This window comes from Haloferula sp. A504, from assembly GCF_044385805.1.
Taxonomy (GTDB): domain Bacteria; phylum Verrucomicrobiota; class Verrucomicrobiia; order Verrucomicrobiales; family Akkermansiaceae; genus Haloferula.
The window spans coordinates 93891-116537 of sequence record NZ_JBISBU010000013.1; the positions used below are offsets into that span (position 1 = coordinate 93891).

Here is a 22647-nt window from a genome sequence, read left to right on the forward strand (position 1 = left end):
AACATGGAAAAGAAACTCACACGTCGCAAACTACTCAAAAACGCGTGTGGCGCAGGCACGCTACTGGCATTTCCATCGATTGTCCCTTCATCTGTCCTTGGGGATACGGCGCCGTCCAAAAAGATCGCCTTGGGTTTTATTGGAATGGGGAGTCAAGGTACTGGACGAAACCTGGGCACCTTCCTCAACCAGAAAGACGCTGTGGCCTTGGCGGTCTGCGATGCAAGGAAGTCTGCTGCGGTGAACGCCAAGAAGAAAGTCGATGAGCACTACAAGAACCGCGACTGTTCGGTCTATCAGGATTTTCGTGAACTCATTGCCCGAAAGGATATCGACGCCGTGGTGATTTCCACGCCGGATCATTGGCATATACCGATGTCGATGGCCGCCCTGAAAGCCGGCAAGGATGTATTTTGCGAGAAGCCGAGTCTGACGATCACTGAAGGGCGGGAATTGGCCCAGGAAGTTGCCAGGCGTGAAGCCGTGTTCCAATGGGGCATCGAGGATCGTTCGCTGATCAAATATCACCGGCTTGCGGGCTGGGTGCGTGACGGGGCGATTGGCAAGCTCGAGGCCATCCACGTCTCACTTCCCACACTGAAACCCCATTTGAAAGACTCGCCTGCTCCGGTTCCCGATGACCTTGACTGGAATCTGTGGCTGGGGCCTGCTCCATTCCGTCCCTATACCCCCACGCTGACTCAGCCGAATGTCTGGCGCACGATTACGGACTACTCGGGCGGTTCACTGACCGATTGGGGCTCACATCTGATCGACACGGCCCAAGTGGGTGCAGGCATGGATGCGAGCGGTCCGGTGGAAGTTTCCGGCAGTGGCGTCATACCCAATCCGAAAAAATTCCTCTCGAACACACCGGGGGACTACAATTTGAACTACCGCTATTCGAACCATGTTGAGATGTTCGTAAAAGACGGAGGAATTGATATCAAGTTTGTCGGCACCGATGGTTGGGTGCGGTGCGAAGGCTGGAACGGAACCTGGTCGGCCAGCTCCAAGAATATTCTACGCATCAAAGAGTTCAAGAATCTCTGGCCACTGCCACCCATTGAACACCGTGATTTCCTGGACAGCATGAAAACGCGCAAACCGGGGGCTTATCATGTTGAAGCCGGGCATCGCCTTGCGACGGCGCTTCATCTCGGTCATCTTGCCATAGGTCTCGACACATCCGTTCAATGGGATCCGGACCATGAGGCATTCGTAGGCAACCAAGCCGAATTCACAAAGAGTCTCATCTACAAGCGTTCATCAAGAAACTGGGAAAACGTATGAAAAGCCATTGCCTGAAAATATGCCTGTCTTTGCTGGCATGCCTGGTCGCACACGCGGATGAAAGCCACCAACCGGAGTTCCATGCATTTAGAAACGGCGTGCCTGCCCTCGGCTACAAGAAGGAAGCCCTCCTCCTCAAGGAACTGGGTTATGACGGGATAAGCCAAGTTGGCGAGGAAGGCCCGGAGCTTGCGAAGCGTGTTGAGGCGTATCGAAGGAATGGCTTGAAAGTATTGAGCGTTTACCTCACCGCCGAAGAGACTCCGATTGATCCCGATAGTTACCGGGCACTCGGAGACGGAGGGATGATCGAGTTGACCGTAAGAGAACAGATCACACCCGAACTCATCGAATCCATCCGACAGACAGCGGAATCCGCGGAAAAGATGAACGTCCGTGTCGCACTGTATCCCCATCGTGGATTCACCGTTGCAACCATGCCGCAGGCAATCGATCTGGCCGATAAGGTAGACCACCCCAACCTTGGAGTGATGTTCAACCTGTGCCATTTTCTCATCAATGAAGATGAGAAGGATTTGGAAGGCATTCTGGAAAGAGCATCCCCACGACTGTTTTCAGTCAGCACCAACGGCGCGGACACTGATGGCGAAGACTGGACAACACTAATCCGGCCACTGGACGAAGGAACCTTTCCCCAGAAAAGACTTTTGGACGCCCTTCGAAAAATGGCTCTCCACCAGATTTGCTGACGCACTGAAGAGGTGACGCACCCGGGAATGGCTGTGGGCTGGGAGTGTGAAATCGCTCAACCTCAAAGCCTTGTATGAATTCACCGGATGCGTCGTGGACAAGATTCTCGTCGAAATGATTGGCGTGCAAGTCAAGATGCGTCGGGACCGCCGCTGCAAACCTCGCTGCCCCGGGTGCGAAGTGGTCCTCGACGAGGTCCGCGAGGGCGAGATCTGCGTCTTTGATCTTCCTGTGGCGGACAAGACCGCCGTCTGGGTCACGCTGCCTGCGGTCCAGGGACGCTGTCCGAGATGCGGGGAGCTGAGCACACCGCGGCCGCCTGAGGTCCACCCGACCCGCAATGCGACGTGGCGCTTGATGCGGTTGGTGGCGGCGTGGGCCTCGGTCTGTCCGGCCAGCGACGTCGCGTCGATGTTCGAGATCGGCGCATCCACGGTGCGTCGCTACGAGACCGACGTCCTGGAGGCCGACCTGCCCGAGCCCGACCTCGACGGGCTCGAAGTGCTGCTGGTCGATGAGAAGTCCGTCCGCAAGGGCCACGGTTACGTGACGGTCGTGCTCAACGGCCGGACCGGCGAGCTGCTCCATATGGCCGAGGGCAAGAAGAAGGAAAGCCTGGAGAGCTTCCTCGCCACCCTTACCCGGGAGCAGAAGGACTCGATCCGCGCGGTGTGCATCGACCGCAACGGGGCCTATCGCTCCGTGCTTGCCGAGCAGTTGCCCAAGGCGGAGATCGTCCATGATCGCTTCCACATCATGGCGAATCTGAACTCGGCCATCGACGAGGTGCGCCGCAGCGAGTGGCGCAGCGCGAAGGCCGAAGGCAAGAAGGTCATCAAGGGCTCGCGCTACCTGCTCATGATGAACCGCGAGAACCTCGACGAATCCGGCCGCGACCGGTTGCTCGAAATCACGCGGCTCAACGAGAAGCTCTCGATGGCCTACATCCTCAAGGAAGACTTCCGTGCAATCTACACCCATTCGCCGAGCGTCCGCTCCGCCCGCGCGCGAATGCGGCGGTGGCATGATGCGGTGCTGGCATCCGGCATCGAGCCAATGATCCGCTTCGCCAGAGGGGTCATGCGCGACCTCAAGGAGGTCACCGCCTACTTCAAGCACCGCGTCACCTCCGGCCGCATCGAAGCCTTCAACAACCAGATTGCACGCCTGATCCACCGAGCCTGCGGCATGACCAATCTCAAGCATCTCTTCCTCAAAATGCGCGCTCAATCACTCAAGCAAATCTGACGGAGCGCCCGAAAAATCGGATACGGCGGCCCCGTCACCCTGCAGTGCCATAATGTCAAGGGTGACAAGCGCGCCAACCTGAAGCGATCCATAACAGCATGGAAAGCATTGCTGGAAAACCACCAGTCCCCGTAAAGTTGGATCTGGCAGGGAACGGCCGCTGAATCCATAGTAGAAGCGTGCCTCCAGCCGCCGGTTCCAGGTCCTCAGCGGCAGGATGCCTCTGCTGCCTTCGCTCAAGTCAGTGCCTTTAACGATCGCCGCTTCTTCTGTCGTGTCCTTTTTCTGTCCGGGGTAAGCGTCCTAAATCCCACCCCGTACTGAGCGCGATGAGATCCGGTTTCAATCCGGCTTCGACCGCGTCCGCCTCCACCGGGAAGCAAGTCCCGGTGCGTTGCCGCAGCGGCGCTGAACCCTCGGAATCTCCGGGTTTTCCCGCCGAGCATCCCATGCTCCCGCACCCCGCCGGGTTCCCGGGAGAAATCGTGTAACGTTTCCGCTGATCGGAACCTATTCCCAATACTATACGACCCTTATCCCTCCGCGATCGGTTGGAGTCGGAGCCATTTTGGTTTCTCGAACAGTCAGATCCCCTAAACCATCATATCCCAACCCATGAAATTATCGGAAATTCCACTCGTTTTACTCTCCATCCTCGCGCTCCCTGCCGGCCCTGCCAGTGCCCAGATCGTGCTCTACTCGTACGATTTCACCACCGGTAGCGGTCCATTGAATGGCGTCGCCGTGGATACCTCCGGTGCCACAGGTGCGCAGCACACCCAGTACGGAACAGTTTCTGGTGAGACTTGGACCGCGGACGCCCTGTTCCGGGCGGATGGCACCTATGACGCGAACCCTGCCTCGGGTAACATCCGCGACAGTGCTACGCTCTCTTTCACGCCTAAAGATGGCTACATCTACACCCTTTCCGTAACGACCAACTTTGATAATGATGCAGTCACCGGGAACGGTCTCGGCTGGCACGCGGCGGGGTTCTTCGCAACCAACAATTGGACCGGCGATCCCCTTGGTAATGGCGATGGCCTGAGTGTTTGGGGACTCACACAAGGCAGTGGTGGCCAACAGCTTTTCTTCGATCCCAATGGAGGTACTACAGATGCCGGTAAGGTGACCGGTACTTTCGACACCACCGCTCCCACGACCCTGACATTCGTTCTGGATACCACCGGCGGCGCAGGCAACTGGTCGGCGCAATATTATGTGAGTGGCTCCCTTGAGAGGACGGTGAGCGATCTCGATGCCGTTGAGATTGAGAGTGTCGGCATTGGCGCGCTTTACGCTGCCGCGGGGACCGCCGCGTTCCAGTCGTTCTCGCTCAGCGTCGATGCCGTCGAGACCCCGTCGCCGAGAATCACATCATTTTCGAGCCTGGGCGGAGGAATCTGGGAGGTGACGCTTGCCGACGGAGGTGCCGCAGCCAGTTTCGAGTTCCGATCGTCCACCACTCTGGACTTCTCTCCCGGCACCCTGGTCACCCCGCTCAGTCAGGCGAACCCGGGCACCGATCCCGGAGATGTCGATGCCAGCGGTGATTTCGTCACCACCGACACGAATGGCGACGCCACGGTGAGGATGACGCTGACCGGCAGCCCGAAGGACTTCGTCCGTGCCGTGAGTCTGCCCTGACCGGAACATTCATCCGCGTCCTCCACGGGATCCACTCGGCGCAGAATTCTCCACCCACCCATGAGCCGCCGCCGCCCGCAACGCCATCGAATGGGAGAAATTCACTCATCGACCAACTCTCTGACGACGAGGTTGGCTCCCCTTGGGCCCACCTCGACCAATTTTGCTCGAGTCTCGCGTTGCGATTCTCACCGACCGCCAGGGGCGACGCGGTTGCGCCCCCCCCCGATCAAGAATCTCCGTCCGCACCCCAGCACCCTCGTTTTTCCCGCCCCGCCGGATTTCCGCGAAAAAATCGTGTAACGTTTCCGCTGATCGAGACCTTCCCCTGCGAATCCCTTATTCCTCCGGGATCGGCTGAACCGAAAACCATTTTGGTTCTCCGAACAGTCAGATTCTGAGGAAAAACCGAAAGCTTCAACGTCCTCAACAAATCCTCTCATGAGAAAGCATTGTTTGTCCCCCATCCTTGCCGCTTCAGGCCTGGCCCTGCTGGTCGGTTCAGCGCAAGCTGCAACTGTTTTGTACCAGCACACCTTTGATGGTGGAACCGGTTCGTTGGGCCTGGTTGCGCCCGACACCGCCAACACCGGCATTATCCTCGGTGCGGACCACGGCACGTCCACGGCCAACTGGGTCATCACGGGCATTAACACTCCATCCTTTACCCAAGCTGGCCTAATTGAGGACGATACTCAGGGTCAACTGGCATTCAACCCGGTTGATGGATACGTCTACACGCTTACCTTCAATGCAACCGTGTCTGTATCCGGGGGCGGCGATTGGAGCGGCCTCGGCTTTGCTGATGACTCTGAAGGAGATCGTTTGTTTCAGACTGGTGTGGCCTGGCTTATTAAGCGCGGCAATGCGTCCACCAGTTCGGCGTTCACTGACGGCACTGCTTCGAATGAGGGTAGCACGACTTCCGCTGCAAGCACCGAGACCTATAGGATTGAACTTGATACCCGTGACGGCAGCGGACTGTGGGATGCTTACTTCTATCAAGGGGCTAGCTCAACAGCCTTTGCCACTGCGACTAACCTCGGAGCTACACTTGAGAATTCGATCGATACGATTGCTATTGGATCTGAGGGTTCCACAGATACAATCAACTCGTTCTCACTTGTGGTCGCAATTCCTGAGCCCTCCAGCGCGATGCTGGTCGGCCTGGCTGGACTCTCGGTTTTGACCCTGCGCCGCCGCAGGTAAGCCGTTCCCTTGAGGAACATCTTCCAGCCCTGCTCTTTGTTTCGTCAGGGAGCGGGGTTTTTGTGGTGCTCCCCGTGGAAATGCGGTCGGCGGGGACGGTGGCCAAACCCATTGTGCGACTGCCCATCCATCCGAATCCTCTATCGCCCAAATCCAGAAAAACCTACTCGAAAACCCATCAGGCAAGACCGAGCCATTGATGGCCCCATGCCGCCTGATTGCAGCCTTATCATGAAAAATCCACCCGGCTCCACGATCCTGTGCAGGGGCACCCTGACTTCAGCGGCATTGTGGGTCCTTTCGCTCCCGCTCAACGCGGGAGTCGTGCATCACTACCGACTCGACGAAACATTCCAGCACCTGCCGATTGCCGACAGCGTTGGCGGGATCGACGGCAGCACTCCCAGTGCGCTGTTGCGCGGGCGGGCGGGTGTGATCGCCGGGGCACACGACTTCGAGGAAACCGAAGGCGATCATATCGATCTTGGCCCGAACTCGGCACTGCTGCCAGCGGACACCTTCACCATCACCGCCTGGATCCGGTTTTCCCCGGATGGTTTCGACACCGACGAGCGGATTCTCGACTGCAGCAACGGTGATGCGTTTACGGCGATGTCCACCGGGTTCAACTTCAAGGCGCAGAACGGCGGGCTTCGTTCCTTTGTCGGCGACGGCACCCACAAGAAATCGACCGCCAATCCGCTGAACGCCCTGCTCAGCAAGGAGCAATGGTATCTCGTGGCCTTGCGCTACCGTGCCTCCACCGCACCCGGCACAGCGGAGGACGGGCTTCTGCAGGTGACGGCCATCCCATGGGGTGCGGATGCGCTCGCGGCCAGCGCGGTGGCCGGTCGGACCGACGCCTTCACCCACAATGTCGGCGACATCCGTTCGTCCACCCCTCTCCTTGCAGGGATTCCCTCGGCTGCTTCCGCCTCCGCCGCGCTTTCATTCGACGGCCTGATGGATGACATCCGCATCCACGACACCGTGCTGAGCGACCAGGAGCTGGCAGACCTCCACAACCAGAACCTTTCCGTGGACTCCTGCCTGCGCTGGACCTTCAGCATCGACGGTGACGCGGAAGGCTGGACTGCCAACGGTGTCTCCGGCAGCGGCGTCACCGGTGGCGACTTCGTCATCACCTCCGCGGGCAGCGACCCGCAGATCGAGTCGCCGGACAATCTGGCCCTCGACCTGACCGGGATCTCGAAGGTGTTTGTGCACGCCCGGAACGGCTCCGCCAATGCCACGGGCGCCGTGTTCTTCCAGACCGACGACAGCCCGGACTATGTCGGCAACCGGGTGGAATTCCCGATCGTCCCGAACGATGCCGGTTACACGACCTACGAGGTGGACATGAGTGCGGATCCCGACTGGAACGGCACGCTCAAACGCCTGCGCATCGATTTGCCCCAGGGAGAGTCCACCGGGGCCGAGATCCGCTTCGGCCGCATCGCGGTGGGCGCAAGCGGCAACCGCCCCAACGTGATCGTGATGATGGCCGACGACCTCGGCTGGCGCGACGTCTCCGTCAATGGCAGCACCTTCTACCAGACCCCGAACGTCGAGCGCCTCGCGGATGCTGGAGTCAATTATTCGAACGCGCACTCAGCGCATCCGCTCTGCTCGCCCACGCGCGGCGCCCTCCTGACCGGGCTCTATCCGGGGCGCTTGCGCTACAATGGCGCGGCGGGACATGTCGCGAATGAGATTCTGGACCCCGCCGTCCAAACCGGTGCCGCTTCGGACCTGCCCTCGGCTGGCGCAGGCACCCGCAGCCGGCTGCCAAACGCCTATGTCACTTATGCCGAGCTCCTGAGAAAGGAAGGCTACTCGACCGCCTTCATCGGCAAGTGGCACCTGGGTCGGGATGAATACATCCCGGACAACCAGGGCTTTGACTTTGTGATCGGCGGACGCCAGCACCCTGGTCCCCCGGGAGGCTATTTTTCGCCCTTCGACAATGATTCGAACATTCCCGCCACATTGCCGGACGGCTCACCCGTCGGCAGCGGGAAGCACGTCAATGATGTCCTCGCCGCCTGGGCCGCCGACTACATCGAGGACCACCGCAACCGGCCCTTCCTCATGAACATGTGGTGGTATGACGTCCACACCCCCTTTCAGGCCAAGGCCGACGTCCGGGCCAAGTACGTCGGCCAGTCCAGCGACGACGGGCGCCAGAGAAGTGCGACCATGGCTGCCATGGTCGAGGTGATGGACGATGGCATCGGCGTCATCCTCGACAAGCTGGAAGCCCTGGGACTGACCGACGACACCATCATCTTCTTCACCAGCGACAACGGCGGCATGATGTATCAATGGATATCGCCCGACGGCACCCTGGCCACTGACAACTTCCCCGCCCGCGGGGCCAAGGCCACCGTTTGGGACGGCGGCACACGCGTGCCGCTCATCGTCAACTGGCCGGGAGTCGTCAGCGGCGGCACCGAGAGCACGGACAATGTCAACAACATGTCCATCTACTCCACCATTCTCGATATGCTCGATATCGAGCCCTACGACGGTTATCCGGTGGACTCCATCACACTGGTCCCCTCGCTTCTCGGGCAGCCGCCGGCCAACAACAACACGGTCTACAACATGTTCAGCCAGATCGCCGATCCCACGGGCACCTTCCCGGCGGTTTGGGTGCGGCAGGGCGACATGAAGCTGCTCCGTTTCTTCAACGGCAATGGCGGCCAGGGCAACCACCGTTACGAACTCTACAACATCGCGCTGGACCCCGGAGAGGAAGACAACCTGGCGGCGGACAATCCGGCACTGGTGGCCCAGCTCGACGCCCTCATCGAACAACACCTCATCGATATGGACGCCCTCATCCCCAATGCCAATCCCAACTACATCCCGCCGGCCTTCGATGGGTGGACGCCCAACTACGGCGTCCGGGTGTTTGACGAAGGCGGGCCGATCCGCATGCTCTCCAACAGCTACCTGCCCGCACTCGACAGCCCGGCCAACCTTTCGAGCAAGGCGATTCCGGCCAAGGTGGAGGTGAGAATGACTTCCCGCAGTTGGGGCGACGGAAGGATCTGGTGGAAGTTCCCCGGGGACAGCGACTGGCTTCTCGGGCAATCGACTCCTTTCGCAGTCACCCATGACAACACAGAGCGAACGATCACCATCCCGATCGCGCCGGGCGCTCAGGTGCAGCAGATCCGCTTCCAGCCCAGTTCCGGGTATTTCGAAACCGACGTCGACTTCATCCGCATCCTCGACAGCCCCGACAATGTGATCGAAGCGATGCCCGCCGACCAGGGTGGCGGCGACGGCAACGTGCAGGGGGATTTCATCACCAGCCCGCCCACCGCCTCGACGACCACGCATACCTTCATTGATCTGACAACGCCGATCTCGGGTGAGGAATCGGCGTATGTGACTGCCACCATCGACACGAATTACGACACGATCATCGATCAGAACGGGTTCGATCTTTTCCAGATCCTCAGCAGCAGTGGCAATCAAATCGCCGGTTTGGGCGAATCCGGCGGCGGCAACACGACCTGGAACGCATCAGGTTTCCTGACCGGTCCCACACTCGACACCTCGCAAAACCCGGATCTTACTGTTGTTTTCCGCATCGATCAGCTGGCCGAACAGGTCTTCTTGTACATCAATCCCGATCTCGCTGCCCTGGAATCAGCAAACACACCCATCAAGTCCTACACCGATGCCGCGGGCTTCGGTGGCATCGCCAACAATATTGACGTCGTACGTTACGCCGGCGGTGGCAACTCGCCCAACGCGCTGGGCTACTCCAACGTCAGGCTTTACACCGGCAACGAGACACCGTTCGCCGTTTCTTTCCCCACCTGGATCAGTGGCTTCCCAGGCGTCGGTACACAGACAGGACTCGGCGACGATCCGGACGACGATGGCGTCGACAGCGGCGTCGAGAACTACTTCGGAACGGATCCGAGCGTCTTTTCCTCCGGGCTGGTCACCGGCGCTGTCAGCGGGGGAACCTTCACCTTCACCCATCCGCAGAATCCCAATCCGGCTCCGGAACTGACCGCGGCGTATCGCTGGTCGGCGGATCTCACCAGCTTCCACAACGACGGTGACAGCGCGGGCGGAACCACCGTGAGTTTCACCGTCCAGACGGACACCCCGGAACCCGGAATCTCGACCGTGACCGCCACGGTCACGGGTGCCCCGGTCGACCGTCTTTTCGTGAGGGTGGAAGTCTCCGAGTAAAACGTCATCCGCGCCATCGATGCCCGCCTTTCTGCAGAACCAGTCGTCCACCTCCGGGTTTTGGGTTTTCCGGGGGTGGGCGGCGACCCTGCACCTGGCCATGCGCCACCTTCCCCTCACCATGCCTCGCGTGATCACTACCCCTTCCCTGCTCATCGGCGTCGCCGAGGCCGACTGGGCTGCCGCCGTCAGGTATGCCCTGAAGAGAACTTGCCAACACCACGGGCCCAACCCCTACGGCTACCTCGAAGGCATGCACGCCCTTGTTGTGAACTCATGACCTCCCCTTCACGTGAACAAATCCCGCGATTAGAATCACGGACCCGCACTTGGACTGCTCCTTTCAGCCTCATTCTCCTGAATGAGCCATGCCATCGACATTGCGATCGCAGACCGTGGATCACCATCAATTGAAAGCCCTACCCATGAAGAACCTGGTCCTCCTCCTCAGTCTTGTGTTTGCCGTTCCCCTGGCCTCGCCGGCCGCCTCCATTACCGATCCAGACCAGCTCGACTGGATTAAAGGCAAATTCAAGAGGGATACGACCGCGAGCATTGAAAAGCTCAAGCAGCTTCCGATCAATTCGGACCCCGAACCCGACCTCAGCGCCGGATTCACGAGCTTGTACAAGGGTGATGGAGACCTGTCGGGCTGGACAGTGCTCGGCGGGCACCACACCTTCAAGGCATCCGGGGAAGTCATCACCGGCACCTGCGTCAAGGGATCACGCAACGCCTTCCTCTCCACAACCCGGCAGGATTATCAGGACTTCATCTTCACGGTCGAGATGAAGTGGCAAGTCGAAGGAAATACCGGCCTGATGATCCGGGCGCAGACGAAACCAGGGAAGAAGGAAGGGGAAACGGTTGTCTTCGGCCCCCAGGTGGAAATGGAAAGCCCTTCCCAGGGACGAGGGTGGTCCGGAGGAATCTACGGGGAGAAAGCCGGAGGTTGGCATTATCCACTCGTCCTCGACGCACACAAACCGGCCCGGAAGGCCATCGTTCCCGACGGATGGAACCGCGTCACGGTGATGGCACAGGGGGATACCGTCAAAACCTGGATCAACGGGGTGCCCGCGGCCCACTGGAAGACTGATGATTACATAAAGGGCTTCTTCGGACTCCAGATTCATTCCGGTAAAGCAGGCACCGTCCTTTTCCGAAATATCCGGGTCAAGGAACTCTGAACTTCAATCACATCGCCATCCACTATGAGAACAAGATCCAAAGTAACACTGTCCCGCCGGAGCTTCATCAAGACCTCCACCGCGTTCGGCGCGCTGACAATTCTTCCAGCGCATCTGGCGTTGGGAAAAAAATCGGGGTCGGGCCACTTGCCACCGAGCGAAAAGATCAACCTCGCGGCGATCGGTATCGGTAACCAGGGAGGTAGCAATATCTCCGGCTTGTTGAGCACCGGAATGGTCAACATCGTTGCGCTATGCGATGTGGACTTGAATGGCAAGCACACCAGAAAGGCCCAGGAAGCCTGTCCGAATGCCAAAACATTCACCGATTTCCGCAAAATGTTCGATGAGATGGCGGATGAATTTGACGCTGTCCTCATTGCAACTCCGGATCACTCCCACTTCAGCGCGGCAATGCTTGCCATGTCCCAGGGAAAATCGATTTACGTTCAAAAGCCGCTCGCCCACACCTTTGGACAGTGCGAGCGTCTGATGGACATGGCAAAGCGCTCAGGAGTCGTGACTCAGATGGGCAACCAGGGGCACTCCGGAGGAAGCTACTTCCAGTTTCAGGAGTGGATGAAGGCTGGAATCATCAAGGATATCACCCGCATTGATGCCACCATGAATTCCGGGCGCCGTTGGCATGGCTGGGGGCAGGATTGCACCGGCTATCCGGAAGATCCGGTCCCCGAGGGCATGAATCTTGATGTCTGGTATGACTACGCGGCCGTCAACCCGATGAGCAAGGAACTGCATCCGAAGAATTGGCGTTCGTGGTTTGAATACGGATCAGGCGCCTTCGGCGATTGGGGGCCACACATTCTGGACAGCTGTCACGAATTCCTCGAGCTGGGCCTGCCAACTTCGGTCGAGGCCGTCATGCTGAAGGGCCACAACAAGTTCGTTTTCCCGCAGGCTTCCACCATCCGCTTTGACTTTCCCGGGCGCAAGGAGATGCCACCGTGCGTCGTCACATGGCACGACGGTGTCGGCAACCACCCTGAGCTGCCCGAGGAGCTCGGACCACTTGCAGGCGATGGATCACGTGGGCCGTTGAAAATGCCGAGTGAGGGGAAGATCCTTCACGGAAAGGAACTCACGTTCATGGCAGGTGCCAAATCAAGTCCGCTTTACATCGTCCCCAAGGAAAAACATCTCGATTTGCGCACCAGCCTGCCCAAGTTCACCACAAAGGCTTCGGGCCACTTCGAGAACTTCCTTCTCTCCATCAAGGGAGAAGAAAAGGCTCGTTCCGATTTCCGCGTTTCTGGCCCGCTTTGCCAGGTTTTCAACCTCGGAATGATTTCCCAGCGTCTTGGCGGCACATTTACCTTCGATCCGGTGAAGAAGCAAATTACCGACAACGCCAAGGCCAACGCCCTGCTCGATCCGCCTCCACGGAAAGGCTGGGAAGAGTTTTACAATCTCTAATGGGTGAACGTGCCAAGGGAATGTTCATTCATCCCCAATTCTCGTGACGCATACCGGCAAACCCATGACTGCAAGGTCGGGTGAATCCCTGCCTCGCTCTTCCGTTTGCGACGCTTACAGAACTTGGGCAAGCCTCAAAGCCTGAGTAGGGCGCGCAGACTGACGAATGCCCCTCCGCTGCCTTGCTTCATCCATGATTGGGCAGCCAGCCACATCCAATACGGCCCTGAACACGGACCATACCAGAATCGATGTCCCATCATTTCGCAGACAATGATCAGATCATTCATTCAGACACTACTATCCATCCCCATTATTACAATTCTCCTGACTTCAGCGATTCCGTCTGGAGCCAAGGACTATATTCTGATGGATGAAGCGCCCGCGGCGCTTGACCTTCAAGGATGGGAAAATGCCTCTTTTCCTTTGGGCAACGGCTACATGGGAGTAAGTTTTTTCGGCGGTGTTGAGAAGGAGCTCTGGCAGGTGACTGATCCTACGATTTATGCGAACTCCTGGGAGAAGAGGCGGAAGCGGCATCGTATCGGGCTCTCCAGCGCAGTGGAGTTGTATTTCGAAACCGAACATGAGCATGAATCCGTTTCTGATTATTCAAGACAGTTGGATATCATGCGAGGCCTCGGCACAACCACTTATGTGGCCGATGGAGTCACCTTCACGCGGGAGCAATTGACGAGCTACCCGGCCAATGTGTTCTCCGCCCGAATCAGCGCGGACAAGAATGGAATGGTGTCCTTTCGCCTCAGGGCAAGGCATTCCTATCCCGAGCCCCGCAGAACGGTTCAAGCGGATATCGAGGGTGACGTGATCGTGCTCACTGGCATGACGGAAGTCCTGAAGACGAAGTATCAGGCGCGCATCGCGGTAGAAGTCGATGAGGGCGATATCAAGGTGTCGCAGTCGGGCAATGAAGGCATTGTCGAGGTCACAGGAGCCAACGCGGCAACGGTCTGTCTGACGATTGGAACCAACTATCAGAACAAGCCAGAGGTTTACCTGACCTCCACCCATTTTTACGGCTATTCAGACAGCGCAGCAACGCCACCGGAATTCGAGGACAAGGGAAAGAAACTTGAGGGCAACCCACTGCCGGTCGAAGCAATCAAGGAACGCTTGACCCAGGCGCGGGCGAAGGGATGGGAATCCATCAAACAAGAACATTTGGCCGATTTTCAGCCCATTATGGAGCGCTGCTCCATCGATCTGGGGGGCGTGCTCCCTGAAATCCCGATCGCGGAAGTACGCGGCAATTACAAGAGTGACAAGATTGAGAACCCGGCCCATGCCCGCTACTTGGAGGAGTTGTTTTTTCAATACGGTCGCTACCTCATGGCAGCATCGTCGCGCCCAGGAACCTTGCCGGCAGGTCTACAGGGAACCTGGAGCTGGAAGGAAAGCGCCCCATGGACGGGAGGGTATTGGCTGAATATCAACTTCCAGATGAATTACTGGCCGACTTTCAGCACGAATCTGACCGAGATGATCGGGCCCTATCTGGACCAGCTTCAAGCGATGTATCCACGGCATCAGTACTTGGCAAAACTGTATGCTAAGGATGAATTGGGCAAGGAGGTCGATGATGTGTGGACAGTGGGACACTCCAACCACGCCTACGATGCCGCGGAGATAACCTCCAAAGGAGGCATCGGCGGCGGGCCATTTACGCTCCTTCCTCTCTGGGACTGGTATCTATTCACCGGAGACACCGAGATCCTTGAAGAGATCTGGCCCCTGCTTTACAAATCCAGCCGCTTCCTCGTTCAAGTCATGCAGGAGCAGGAGGACGGCAAGATTCTGGCAGTGCCTTCCTACTCCCCGGAGAACAAAAGTCCCGAGGGAGTCAAGGTGGCGAAAGGAACCGCCTATGATCAGCAGATGGTCTACGAGGGGCACTTGATGACCCTGACCGCAGCCCGGATCCTCGGAAAAGATGAACCCCTCCTGGATACCATGCGCGACCATTTGCCGCGTCTTGACCCGGTCATGATCGGGAGTGACCCGCTGGGCGCCTACCTCATGGAGTTTCGCGAAGAGAAGGCTTACCATGGTGGAAGTCACCGTCACATCAGCCAATTGGTTGGCCTGGTTCCGGGCACGATCATTTCACAAAAGCCGGAATGGATTCAAGCTGCCCAGACCACCCTGAACTTGCGTGGTGACAAGAGCAGGGGCTGGGCACTGGCGCATCGCTTGAACTCCTGGGCGCGCACCCACGACGGCGACCGGAGCCTGGTTCTGCTCGACAATCTCCTTTCGGACCGGGTCTATGACAACCTCTGGGGCAAGCATGCCCCCTTTCAAATTGACGCCAATTTCGGGGGGACTTCAGGGATCGCGGAAATGCTCCTACAGAGCCATGTGCTGCAGGACCTGCCTGATGAGGGGCCGCTGGGATTCGAGGACTTCAACTTTCTCATTCACATCCTGCCGGCCATTCCGAAGGAATGGTCCGAGGGTTCATTCACTGGCATGAAAGCACGTGGTGGTTTCGAAGTAGGTGCGAACTGGGAGAGTGGAAAGGCGAAGAGAGTCACCGTCAAATCTCTCAAAGGCAATGCCGCCCGACTCCAAATCGGCGACCAAGTTCAAGAGATCAAGATCGCCAAAGGCGAAGTAGGGATCTTTGATTTCTAATACTTACCTCAATCAACCTACACAAATGAGCACACCAAAGGTCCCTCTATTGCTCCTGTCACTCATTGCCTTCACCCATCTTTTGGGGCTGGCCAGCCTCAGAGCGGACACCAAGACAGCGGGCAAGCCGAACATCGTGCTGATCATGACCGATGACCAGGGGTGGGGACAGACGGGATACTACAACCATCCGGTGCTGAAGACCCCGAATCTCGACGCGATGGCAGCAGGTGGTCTGCGCTTTGACCGCTTCTACGCAGCCTCGCCGAGTTGCTCGCCGACACGGGCGAGCGTGATGACGGGCCGGAACGCGAATCGGACAGGCGCACAGGCGCACGGTTTCGCTCTGCGATTGCAGGAGAAGACAGTGGCACAGGCACTTCAGGGTGATGGCTACACCACAGGACATTTCGGCAAATGGCACTTGAATGGCACGATAGGTCCGGGAGTCCCGTTGTTCCCTGACGATAAACACAATCCGGGCGCATTCGGCTTTGAGGAATGGCTGTCTGTGACCAACTATTTTGACCGGGATCCAATCATGAGCCGCAAGGGCGAGTTTGTTGAGCTCAAGGGGGACAGTTCGGGCATCATCGTCGATGCGGCTCTGGAGTTCATGAAGAATGCGGTGAAGGACGGCGAACCCTTCTTGGCGGTCATTTGGGATGGCTCACCTCATTCGCCATCTGTCGCAAGCGAGGAAGACAAGGCAGCCTTCGCAAGTCTGAGTGAGAGGAGCAAGAACCACTACGGCGAGTTGGTTGCCTTTGACCGCGCGGTCGGGGGGCTACGCGCAGGGTTGCGTGAGCTGGGAGTCGCGGAGAACACCCTGGTCTGGTTCAATAGCGACAATGGTGGGCTCGGCAACATCAAGCCTGATACAGTAGGGGGACTGAGAGGATACAAGGGTAGCACCTGGGAAGGAGGGATACGCGTTCCGGGAATTGTCGAATGGCCGGCAGTCATCAAGCCGCGCACTACGGATTACCCGGCGAGCACGATGGATATCTTCCCGACCATCGCGGATATCCTGGACCTGCCGGATACAGTCTTCGTGAAGCCGATCGACGGCATCAGCCTGTACCCGCTTTTCAAGGGAAAGCAGGAGAAGCGGGAGATCCCGATCTTTTTCAGGCATGGAAGTCAGTGCGCGTTGATTGACAACGACATGAAGCTGCATACCACCAAGCTGAATCGGGAGGAGTTCGAGCTTTTCAACCTGAGGGAGGACCCGTCGGAGGCGAACAACATCGCCAAAGCACATCCCGAACGGTTCGAGCAGATGAAGGCGCGCTATCTGGAATGGAGTGACACCGTTGATGCCAGCATCGAAGGCCGGGACTATCCGGAAGGCAGGGTGCTGCCCCTCGACACCTATGCCCAACGCCACAAATGGGTCGATGACGACCGCTACGAGCCATTCTTCGAGGAATGGAAGGATCGCCCGGAGTACGCGAAAGACATCAAGAAAGACCTTGGAAAATAGGCCAGCAAGTGGGCAGCACAACATGGGGCCATTGATCCAATGGCAGCTCCCAAGGAGTGCTGCCCGCCCGTTCGGAACCATGAATCCAATGAATCAGAAAGCGCCTCTCAGGATCGCCCGGGTCCTGGCGACGGGACTCCTTCTCCAAAGCGTGCAGGCAAAACCACATGACCTGAAAGTATGTGAGGGCTTTACCAATCCGATCGGTTTTCACGATGCCACGCCGACCTTCTCATGGAAACTGGCGGACGGTGTGATTCAACAACGTGCCTACCAATTGCAGGTGAAGGGCGATGTCTCTTGGGACAGCGGATGGGTCGAGTCGGATCAATCCGTTCTCGTGCCTTATGGGAGCGAGGAGCTGAAGTCGCGCCAGCAGGCGGTCTGGCAGGTTCGCTATCGTGATCAGGATGGTGAGGTGTCCGAGTGGAGTGAGCCGGCTATATTCGAGATGGGCCTGCTTTCGTCTGCGGACTGGCACGCCAAGTGGATTCGTCCGCCCGTTGAATCGTCGTCAAAAAAAGGTTTCGTCCTGCATCGTGCGGTCTATCGCTCGAAGCTGAACCCGCAACTGAAAAGGGACGTGACCAAGCTTCTGAGGAAGCGCGTCAAGAAAGGCATGCTCCGTGTGGAGGCAACGAACCAAGCACTCGGCGGTGATCCTGCCGAGGGGGAGATCAAGGAGCTGTTCCTGGCCTACTCCGCGGATGGCAAGGCTTTGACGCGGATTGTCAGTGAGAATCAGATCCAGACGATCTCCGCGAAATCACTTCCGGCGGAACGCGTGGCCTACCTGCAGCGCGCCTTCAATATCAGCCGGGAAGTGGCTCAAGCCCGGCTCTACGTGACCGCAAGGGGCCTCTATGAGATCCGGATCAATGGTGAGCGGGTTGGCGAGGATTATTTCGCGCCTGGCTGGACGCCGTATCACAAGCGGATCCCGACCCTTGCCTACGATGTGACCGACCGGCTCGCGGGCGGGTCGAACCTGGTGCAATCGCTTTTGGGAACCGGATGGTATGCGGGACGCATGGGCTGGGGAGGCTCCACTGACACACACTACGGGAAGTTCCCCGAACTCTTGCTCCAGTTGGAGATTGAGTATGCGGATGGCTCCAAGGAACGGGTGGTCAGTGATGAGAGCTGGCAGGGCACTTATGAGGGTCCCATCGTCACCTCGAGCATTTACGATGGCGAGGGGTATGACGCACGGATTCCCCTTGGCGACTGGCGCCCCGTGGTGACTCGGGATTTGGATGAGGTGCGGCTGGTGCCCAAAGCCCATACTCCGGTGCGCGTGGGTGCGCGATTGACTCCGCAGGCGATCACCGAGCCGGTTCCCGGGCGCTTTGTCTTTGATCTGGGCCAGAACATGGTGGGCTGGCCTCGTCTGCGGGTTCCGGTCGAGAAGGGTGGTGTTTTGACCGTGCGCTTTGCCGAGATGCTCAATCAAGACGGAACGCTCTACACCGAAAGCTACCGCACGGCCCATTCCCAGGATTATTACTTTGCAAGTGAAACAGGCAATATCGATTGGGAGCCCACGTTCACATTTCACGGCTTTCGTTACGTGGAATTGAGCGGCCTGCCCGAGGGTGCGCAGCCAGGCAAGGATTGGGTCGAAGGTGTTGTCCTCTACTCCGGTCTCCGTCGGACCGGCACCTTCGAGTCGTCGCACGCGAAGCTGAATCGGCTGCAGCAGAACATCGTCTGGGGGCAGCGCGGCAACTTCCTTGAGATTCCCACGGACTGCCCGCAGCGGGATGAGCGGTTGGGCTGGACGGGGGATGCGCAAGCCTTCGCTGCAACGGCGATGTTCAACTACGACTGCCATGCGTTCTTCAAAAGCTGGCTTCGCTCCATGCGGGAGGAACAACGACCGGACGGACACATTCCGAATGTGATTCCGGCGGTTCATACCCTGGACAGTTCCGTCGGTTGGCAGGACGCGGCGACGATTGTTCCGTGGGCGGCCTATGTTCGAACCGGTGACCGCGAGATCTTGGCCGACAATTTCGAGATGATGGAGAATCTCGTCGGCTGGTATCGGAAGCGGACGAAAGGCGGACGTGTCGGCGATGTGACGACCTACGGCGATTGGCTGCAGCCGAATGCGATCAACACCGAGAACAACAAGGGCGACACCACGCCGGACTATCTGGGGAATGCCTTCTACGCGAACAACCTGCGCATCCTCGCGGATTCAGCCGGGATTCTGGGCAAGCCCTCGGGAAAGCGCTACGCGCAGGAAGCGGAGCGGGTCCGGGAAGCCTTTGTGGCACACTACTTTGACCAGGACGGCAGCCTCAGGAACACCAGGGAGACGCAAACGGCCTATGTGCTGGCCCTGGCTTTTGATTTGATTCCCGAAGAACTGAGACCCAAGGCAGTGGGTCATCTGGAACGTCTGGTGGCGGAAGCGGGAGGTCACCTGCGAACCGGATTTCTGGGCACGCCCCACCTGAATCGCGTGCTGGATGCGAACGGACGTCCGGAGCTTGCCTTGTCGATCCTGTTCAAGGAAAGCTATCCGTCCTGGTTCTTCTCGATCAATCAGGGCGCCACCACCATGTGGGAACGGTGGAACAGCTACTCGCACAAGGACGGTTTTGGCGACGCGAGGATGAACTCGTTCAATCACTACGCCTACGGGGCCGTGGGCCGGTGGATGTATGAGCGTTTGGCCGGGCTGGCCCCAGATCCCGGGCAGCCCGGCTACAAGCACTTCTTCGTGCGGCCGCTCATCGCGCCGCAGCTGGAGTTCGCCCGTGCCGAACTCGACACCCCTTACGGAAAAGCCGCCAGTGGATGGCGCAAGGAGGGCGACGCAGTGATTCTGACCGTCGTGGTGCCGCCCAATACCTCCGCTACCATTCAGCTTCCAGCCGAGGGCCCGGACTCCGTCTCCATTTCAGAAGATCCGGACCGTTTGATCTTCCAGAGAATGGAGAACGGACACGCCGTCTACCGGGCCTACGCCGGAACGCATACACTCAGGAGCAAGGTGTCTCGTTGACCTTTCAATGAGGAGAAATCAGAACGACAACTCATGACCTTTCACCAATGAATCCGCTTCGAAGCCTACTTTCCGCCGCCCTTCTCCCTGCCGTCCACTTCGGTGCCGTCCACGCCGACGAGGAACCTCCCAACCTCATCGTCATCTTCACCGACGACCACGGCTACGCCGATCTGTCCTGCGTCGGGACCGAGCCGGACGTGAAGACGCCGCACCTCGACCGTCTCGCGGCCGAGGGAGTTCGCTTCACCGATGGCTATGTCACGGCTCCGCAATGCTGCCCTTCGCGAGGGGGGCTGCTGACGGGGCGCGACCAGAACCGTTTCCGTTTCGGCGAAAACGGGATGGGGCCTCTGCCGGCGGAGGAAGTGACCATCGCCGATCGCCTCGCCGAGGCCGGATACGTCACCGGCATGGTGGGCAAGTGGCATCTCGACAACGGCGGCAAACCGAAAGAGCGCTTCCACCCCCGCGGCCGCGGCTTCCAGGAAACCTTCTACGGCTACACCAACAGCTACTCGGCCACCTACGATCTGAAGGGAAATCGGTTCGACAAGCTGCGACGGATCCGCACCACCGGGGACCGCCTCGACCGCCAGTCCGATGCCGCGGTGCAGTTCATCGAACACCACCACGAAAAGCCTTTCTTTCTCTACCTGGCCTACTACGCCCCGCATGTCCCTCTGGCTTCTTCGAAGAAATACCTCGACCGCTTCCCCGGCGAGATGCCCGAGCGGCGGCGTTACGCTCTCGCGATGATTTCGGCCGTGGACGACGGCGTGGGGCGCATCATGGATCGCCTCGAGCATCACGGCATCGACGACAACACCCTGATCTTCTTCATCGGCGACAACGGCGCCCCGCTCAAGCTCCACATGGAGGACAAGAGCCTCAAGATCGAGGGAGGTGCCTGGGATGGCTCGAAGAACACTCCGCTCAACGGGGAGAAAGGCATGCTCGCCGAGGGGGGCATCCGCGTTCCCTTCCTCGCGCGCTGGAAGGGAACCATCCCGGGCGGACAAGTTTGCAAGACACCGGTCACCTCCCTTGACGTCGCCGCCACCGCCTGCGCCATGGCCGGGCTCGACCGTCCGGCCTCGCTTGACGGGCTTGACCTCCTCCCGATGCTGGCCGAGAAGAAGCCGTTGCCGGACCGTGCGCTCTACTGGCGTTTCTGGGAGCAATCCGCGGTGCGCGAAGGCGACTGGAAACTTCTCAAGCTCGGAAACCGGGGGATGTTTCTCTTCAACCTCGCCGAGGATCCGGGGGAGAGGAACAATCTCATCAAGGAGCACCCCGAGATCGCAAAGCGCCTCCTGGACGGGGCAACGACCTGGGCTGGGGAACTCGATCCTCCTGGTCTCCCCGACGGTTCCGGGAACATTCAGGAGCACTTCTTCTACCATCATTTCTTCAAGCTCCCGCTGCCCGATGGGGTGAGCGCGGATCAGAGCCCGTTCGCAGTCACTCGCAAGAAGAGAGAATGACAAGAGGTCCTGCTGCGGGAACCCGTTTTTTGAGAATAGTGCGCAACTTCCTCGATTTCCCCGGGTTTATTTCGCGCCGAAGAGAATGCGCCACTGGCCAACGTCCCGATTGGTGAGCCGAATCTAGGCAGCAATCCCCAACCACTGAAGATGCGATCATGAAGACACTGACTCTTGGAGCACTGCTGATCCTGTGCCTTTCAAGCATTGCCTATGGACAGAGACCACAACTCAGTCCGGAGCAGATCGAGCGTTGGAAGGAGCGCCTCGAGAACCAGAGGGCGAACCAGATCGAAGCGACCGAGTCCGAAATCGTCTACGGGAAGCACGAGAGGAACCGGCTTGATCTTTGGAAGGCGAAATCCAAAACCCCGACGCCCGTCTTGGTGTACTTCCACGGAGGAGGCTTCAAGTTCGGTGACAAGGACATGATCCACGCCCATATCCGAATCAGGGATTATCTGGACAGCGGAGCATCGTGCATTTCGGTGAACTACCCGTTCCTGCAGCACACCGGCAACGACTATGAGGAGATCTTCAGGCACTGTGATGATGCGCTGGATTTTATCCTGGAGCATGCGGACGAATGGAACATCGACCCGAAACGCATCTCTTTCGCCGGAGCGTCTGCCGGGGCCGCCATCTCGCAGCGGATTGCCTTCTCTACCAGAAAAGTGCATTCCTTGGTGGCCTTCAATCAACCGATGATGACCGAGCGGATGATCATCCCCCACATCAAGAGAGGCGGCCCACCGACCTTCATCTACCACGAGAACAGCACGGACGACAGGATGCACCCTCCGGAGTGCGCGAAAATGCTCAAGGAGGCTTGTGACAAGCATGGCATCGAGTGCCATTTGTATGGCACCGGGAACAATACGATTGAGAAGATACCGGGTCGGAAATCTCCTGAAGCCGCAGTTCTTGAATTCTTACTTGAAAAGTGGAAATAGACCGTAAGCGTCCTAAATCCGACCCCTCGCCCCGGTAGCCAGGGCGGGGGCGGGCGCTTCAGGCGTCAGGCGACCTTATCGTCGTCGGCCTCGACGG

At 58.7% G+C, this 22647-nt stretch carries 14 protein-coding genes; all 14 read left to right on the forward strand.

Features of this window, described 5'->3' with window-relative positions:
• Positions 1 to 3 precede the first annotated feature (3 nt).
• A complete protein-coding gene (locus tag ACG2LG_RS08865; RefSeq protein ID WP_396258233.1) occupies positions 4 to 1293 on the forward strand; it encodes a Gfo/Idh/MocA family protein in 1290 nt (429 codons plus the stop codon).
• Entirely contained in the window at positions 1290 to 2003 is a 714-nt protein-coding gene (locus ACG2LG_RS08870; RefSeq protein WP_396258235.1) for a sugar phosphate isomerase/epimerase family protein, read from the forward strand. The genes ACG2LG_RS08865 and ACG2LG_RS08870 overlap by 4 nt, the downstream gene beginning before the upstream one ends.
• A 46-nt stretch (positions 2004 to 2049) precedes the next feature.
• Positions 2050 to 3252 carry an ISL3 family transposase gene (locus ACG2LG_RS08875; RefSeq protein ID WP_396258236.1) on the forward strand — a complete coding sequence of 401 codons (1203 nt, stop codon included), beginning with the start codon at positions 2050 to 2052 and terminating at the stop codon, positions 3250 to 3252.
• Positions 3253 to 3867: 615 nt separating this feature from the next.
• Positions 3868 to 4899: a hypothetical protein gene (locus ACG2LG_RS08880; RefSeq protein ID WP_396258238.1), complete on the forward strand. Its 1032-nt coding sequence runs from the start codon at positions 3868 to 3870 to the stop codon at positions 4897 to 4899.
• Between the two features lie 441 nt (positions 4900 to 5340).
• A complete protein-coding gene (locus tag ACG2LG_RS08885; protein ID WP_396258240.1) occupies positions 5341 to 6108 on the forward strand; it encodes a PEP-CTERM sorting domain-containing protein in 768 nt (255 codons plus the stop codon).
• Positions 6109 to 6339: 231 nt separating this feature from the next.
• The gene (locus ACG2LG_RS08890) at positions 6340 to 10329 is read left to right on the forward strand and encodes a sulfatase-like hydrolase/transferase (protein ID WP_396258242.1); all 3990 of its coding nucleotides are present in this window, start codon (positions 6340 to 6342) and stop codon (positions 10327 to 10329) included.
• Positions 10330 to 10429: 100 nt separating this feature from the next.
• Positions 10430 to 10609: a hypothetical protein gene (locus tag ACG2LG_RS08895; RefSeq protein ID WP_396258243.1), complete on the forward strand. Its 180-nt coding sequence runs from the start codon at positions 10430 to 10432 to the stop codon at positions 10607 to 10609.
• A 145-nt stretch (positions 10610 to 10754) separates the two neighbouring features.
• Complete coding sequence (locus tag ACG2LG_RS08900) at positions 10755 to 11519, forward strand: DUF1080 domain-containing protein (protein ID WP_396258245.1); 765 nt, start codon at positions 10755 to 10757, stop codon at positions 11517 to 11519.
• Between the two features lie 24 nt (positions 11520 to 11543).
• On the forward strand, positions 11544 to 12953 hold the full coding sequence (locus ACG2LG_RS08905; RefSeq protein WP_396258247.1) for a Gfo/Idh/MocA family oxidoreductase: 1410 nt from the start codon (positions 11544 to 11546) through the stop codon (positions 12951 to 12953).
• A gap of 273 nt (positions 12954 to 13226) precedes the next feature.
• Positions 13227 to 15608, forward strand: a complete 2382-nt coding sequence (locus tag ACG2LG_RS08910; RefSeq protein WP_396258248.1) for a glycosyl hydrolase family 95 catalytic domain-containing protein — start codon at positions 13227 to 13229, stop codon at positions 15606 to 15608.
• 25 nt (positions 15609 to 15633) lie between these two features.
• Entirely contained in the window at positions 15634 to 17094 is a 1461-nt protein-coding gene (locus ACG2LG_RS08915; RefSeq protein ID WP_396258250.1) for a sulfatase, read from the forward strand.
• An 88-nt stretch (positions 17095 to 17182) separates the two neighbouring features.
• On the forward strand, positions 17183 to 20110 hold the full coding sequence (locus ACG2LG_RS08920; protein WP_396258252.1) for a family 78 glycoside hydrolase catalytic domain: 2928 nt from the start codon (positions 17183 to 17185) through the stop codon (positions 20108 to 20110).
• Between the two features lie 47 nt (positions 20111 to 20157).
• Positions 20158 to 21597 (forward strand): sulfatase, encoded by a 1440-nt coding sequence (locus tag ACG2LG_RS08925; RefSeq protein ID WP_396258254.1) that lies wholly within the window; start codon positions 20158 to 20160, stop codon positions 21595 to 21597.
• Between the two features lie 158 nt (positions 21598 to 21755).
• Entirely contained in the window at positions 21756 to 22550 is a 795-nt protein-coding gene (locus ACG2LG_RS08930) for an alpha/beta hydrolase (protein ID WP_396258255.1), read from the forward strand.
• Positions 22551 to 22647 lie beyond the last annotated feature (97 nt).

Excerpts from the sequence above, each read along its gene's own strand:
- ACG2LG_RS08865 (WP_396258233.1), top strand. The coding sequence starts at position 4 with ATGGAAAAGAAACTCACACGTCGCAAACTACTCAAAAACGCGTGTGGC.
- ACG2LG_RS08870 (WP_396258235.1), top strand. The coding sequence starts at position 1,290 with ATGAAAAGCCATTGCCTGAAAATATGCCTGTCTTTGCTGGCATGCCTG.
- ACG2LG_RS08880 (WP_396258238.1), top strand. The coding sequence starts at position 3,868 with ATGAAATTATCGGAAATTCCACTCGTTTTACTCTCCATCCTCGCGCTC.
- ACG2LG_RS08885 (WP_396258240.1), top strand. The coding sequence starts at position 5,341 with ATGAGAAAGCATTGTTTGTCCCCCATCCTTGCCGCTTCAGGCCTGGCC.
- ACG2LG_RS08890 (WP_396258242.1), top strand. The coding sequence starts at position 6,340 with ATGAAAAATCCACCCGGCTCCACGATCCTGTGCAGGGGCACCCTGACT.
- ACG2LG_RS08895 (WP_396258243.1), top strand. The coding sequence starts at position 10,430 with ATGCGCCACCTTCCCCTCACCATGCCTCGCGTGATCACTACCCCTTCC.
- ACG2LG_RS08900 (WP_396258245.1), top strand. The coding sequence starts at position 10,755 with ATGAAGAACCTGGTCCTCCTCCTCAGTCTTGTGTTTGCCGTTCCCCTG.
- ACG2LG_RS08905 (WP_396258247.1), top strand. The coding sequence starts at position 11,544 with ATGAGAACAAGATCCAAAGTAACACTGTCCCGCCGGAGCTTCATCAAG.
- ACG2LG_RS08910 (WP_396258248.1), top strand. The coding sequence starts at position 13,227 with ATGATCAGATCATTCATTCAGACACTACTATCCATCCCCATTATTACA.
- ACG2LG_RS08915 (WP_396258250.1), top strand. The coding sequence starts at position 15,634 with ATGAGCACACCAAAGGTCCCTCTATTGCTCCTGTCACTCATTGCCTTC.
- ACG2LG_RS08920 (WP_396258252.1), top strand. The coding sequence starts at position 17,183 with ATGAATCAGAAAGCGCCTCTCAGGATCGCCCGGGTCCTGGCGACGGGA.
- ACG2LG_RS08925 (WP_396258254.1), top strand. The coding sequence starts at position 20,158 with ATGAATCCGCTTCGAAGCCTACTTTCCGCCGCCCTTCTCCCTGCCGTC.
- ACG2LG_RS08930 (WP_396258255.1), top strand. The coding sequence starts at position 21,756 with ATGAAGACACTGACTCTTGGAGCACTGCTGATCCTGTGCCTTTCAAGC.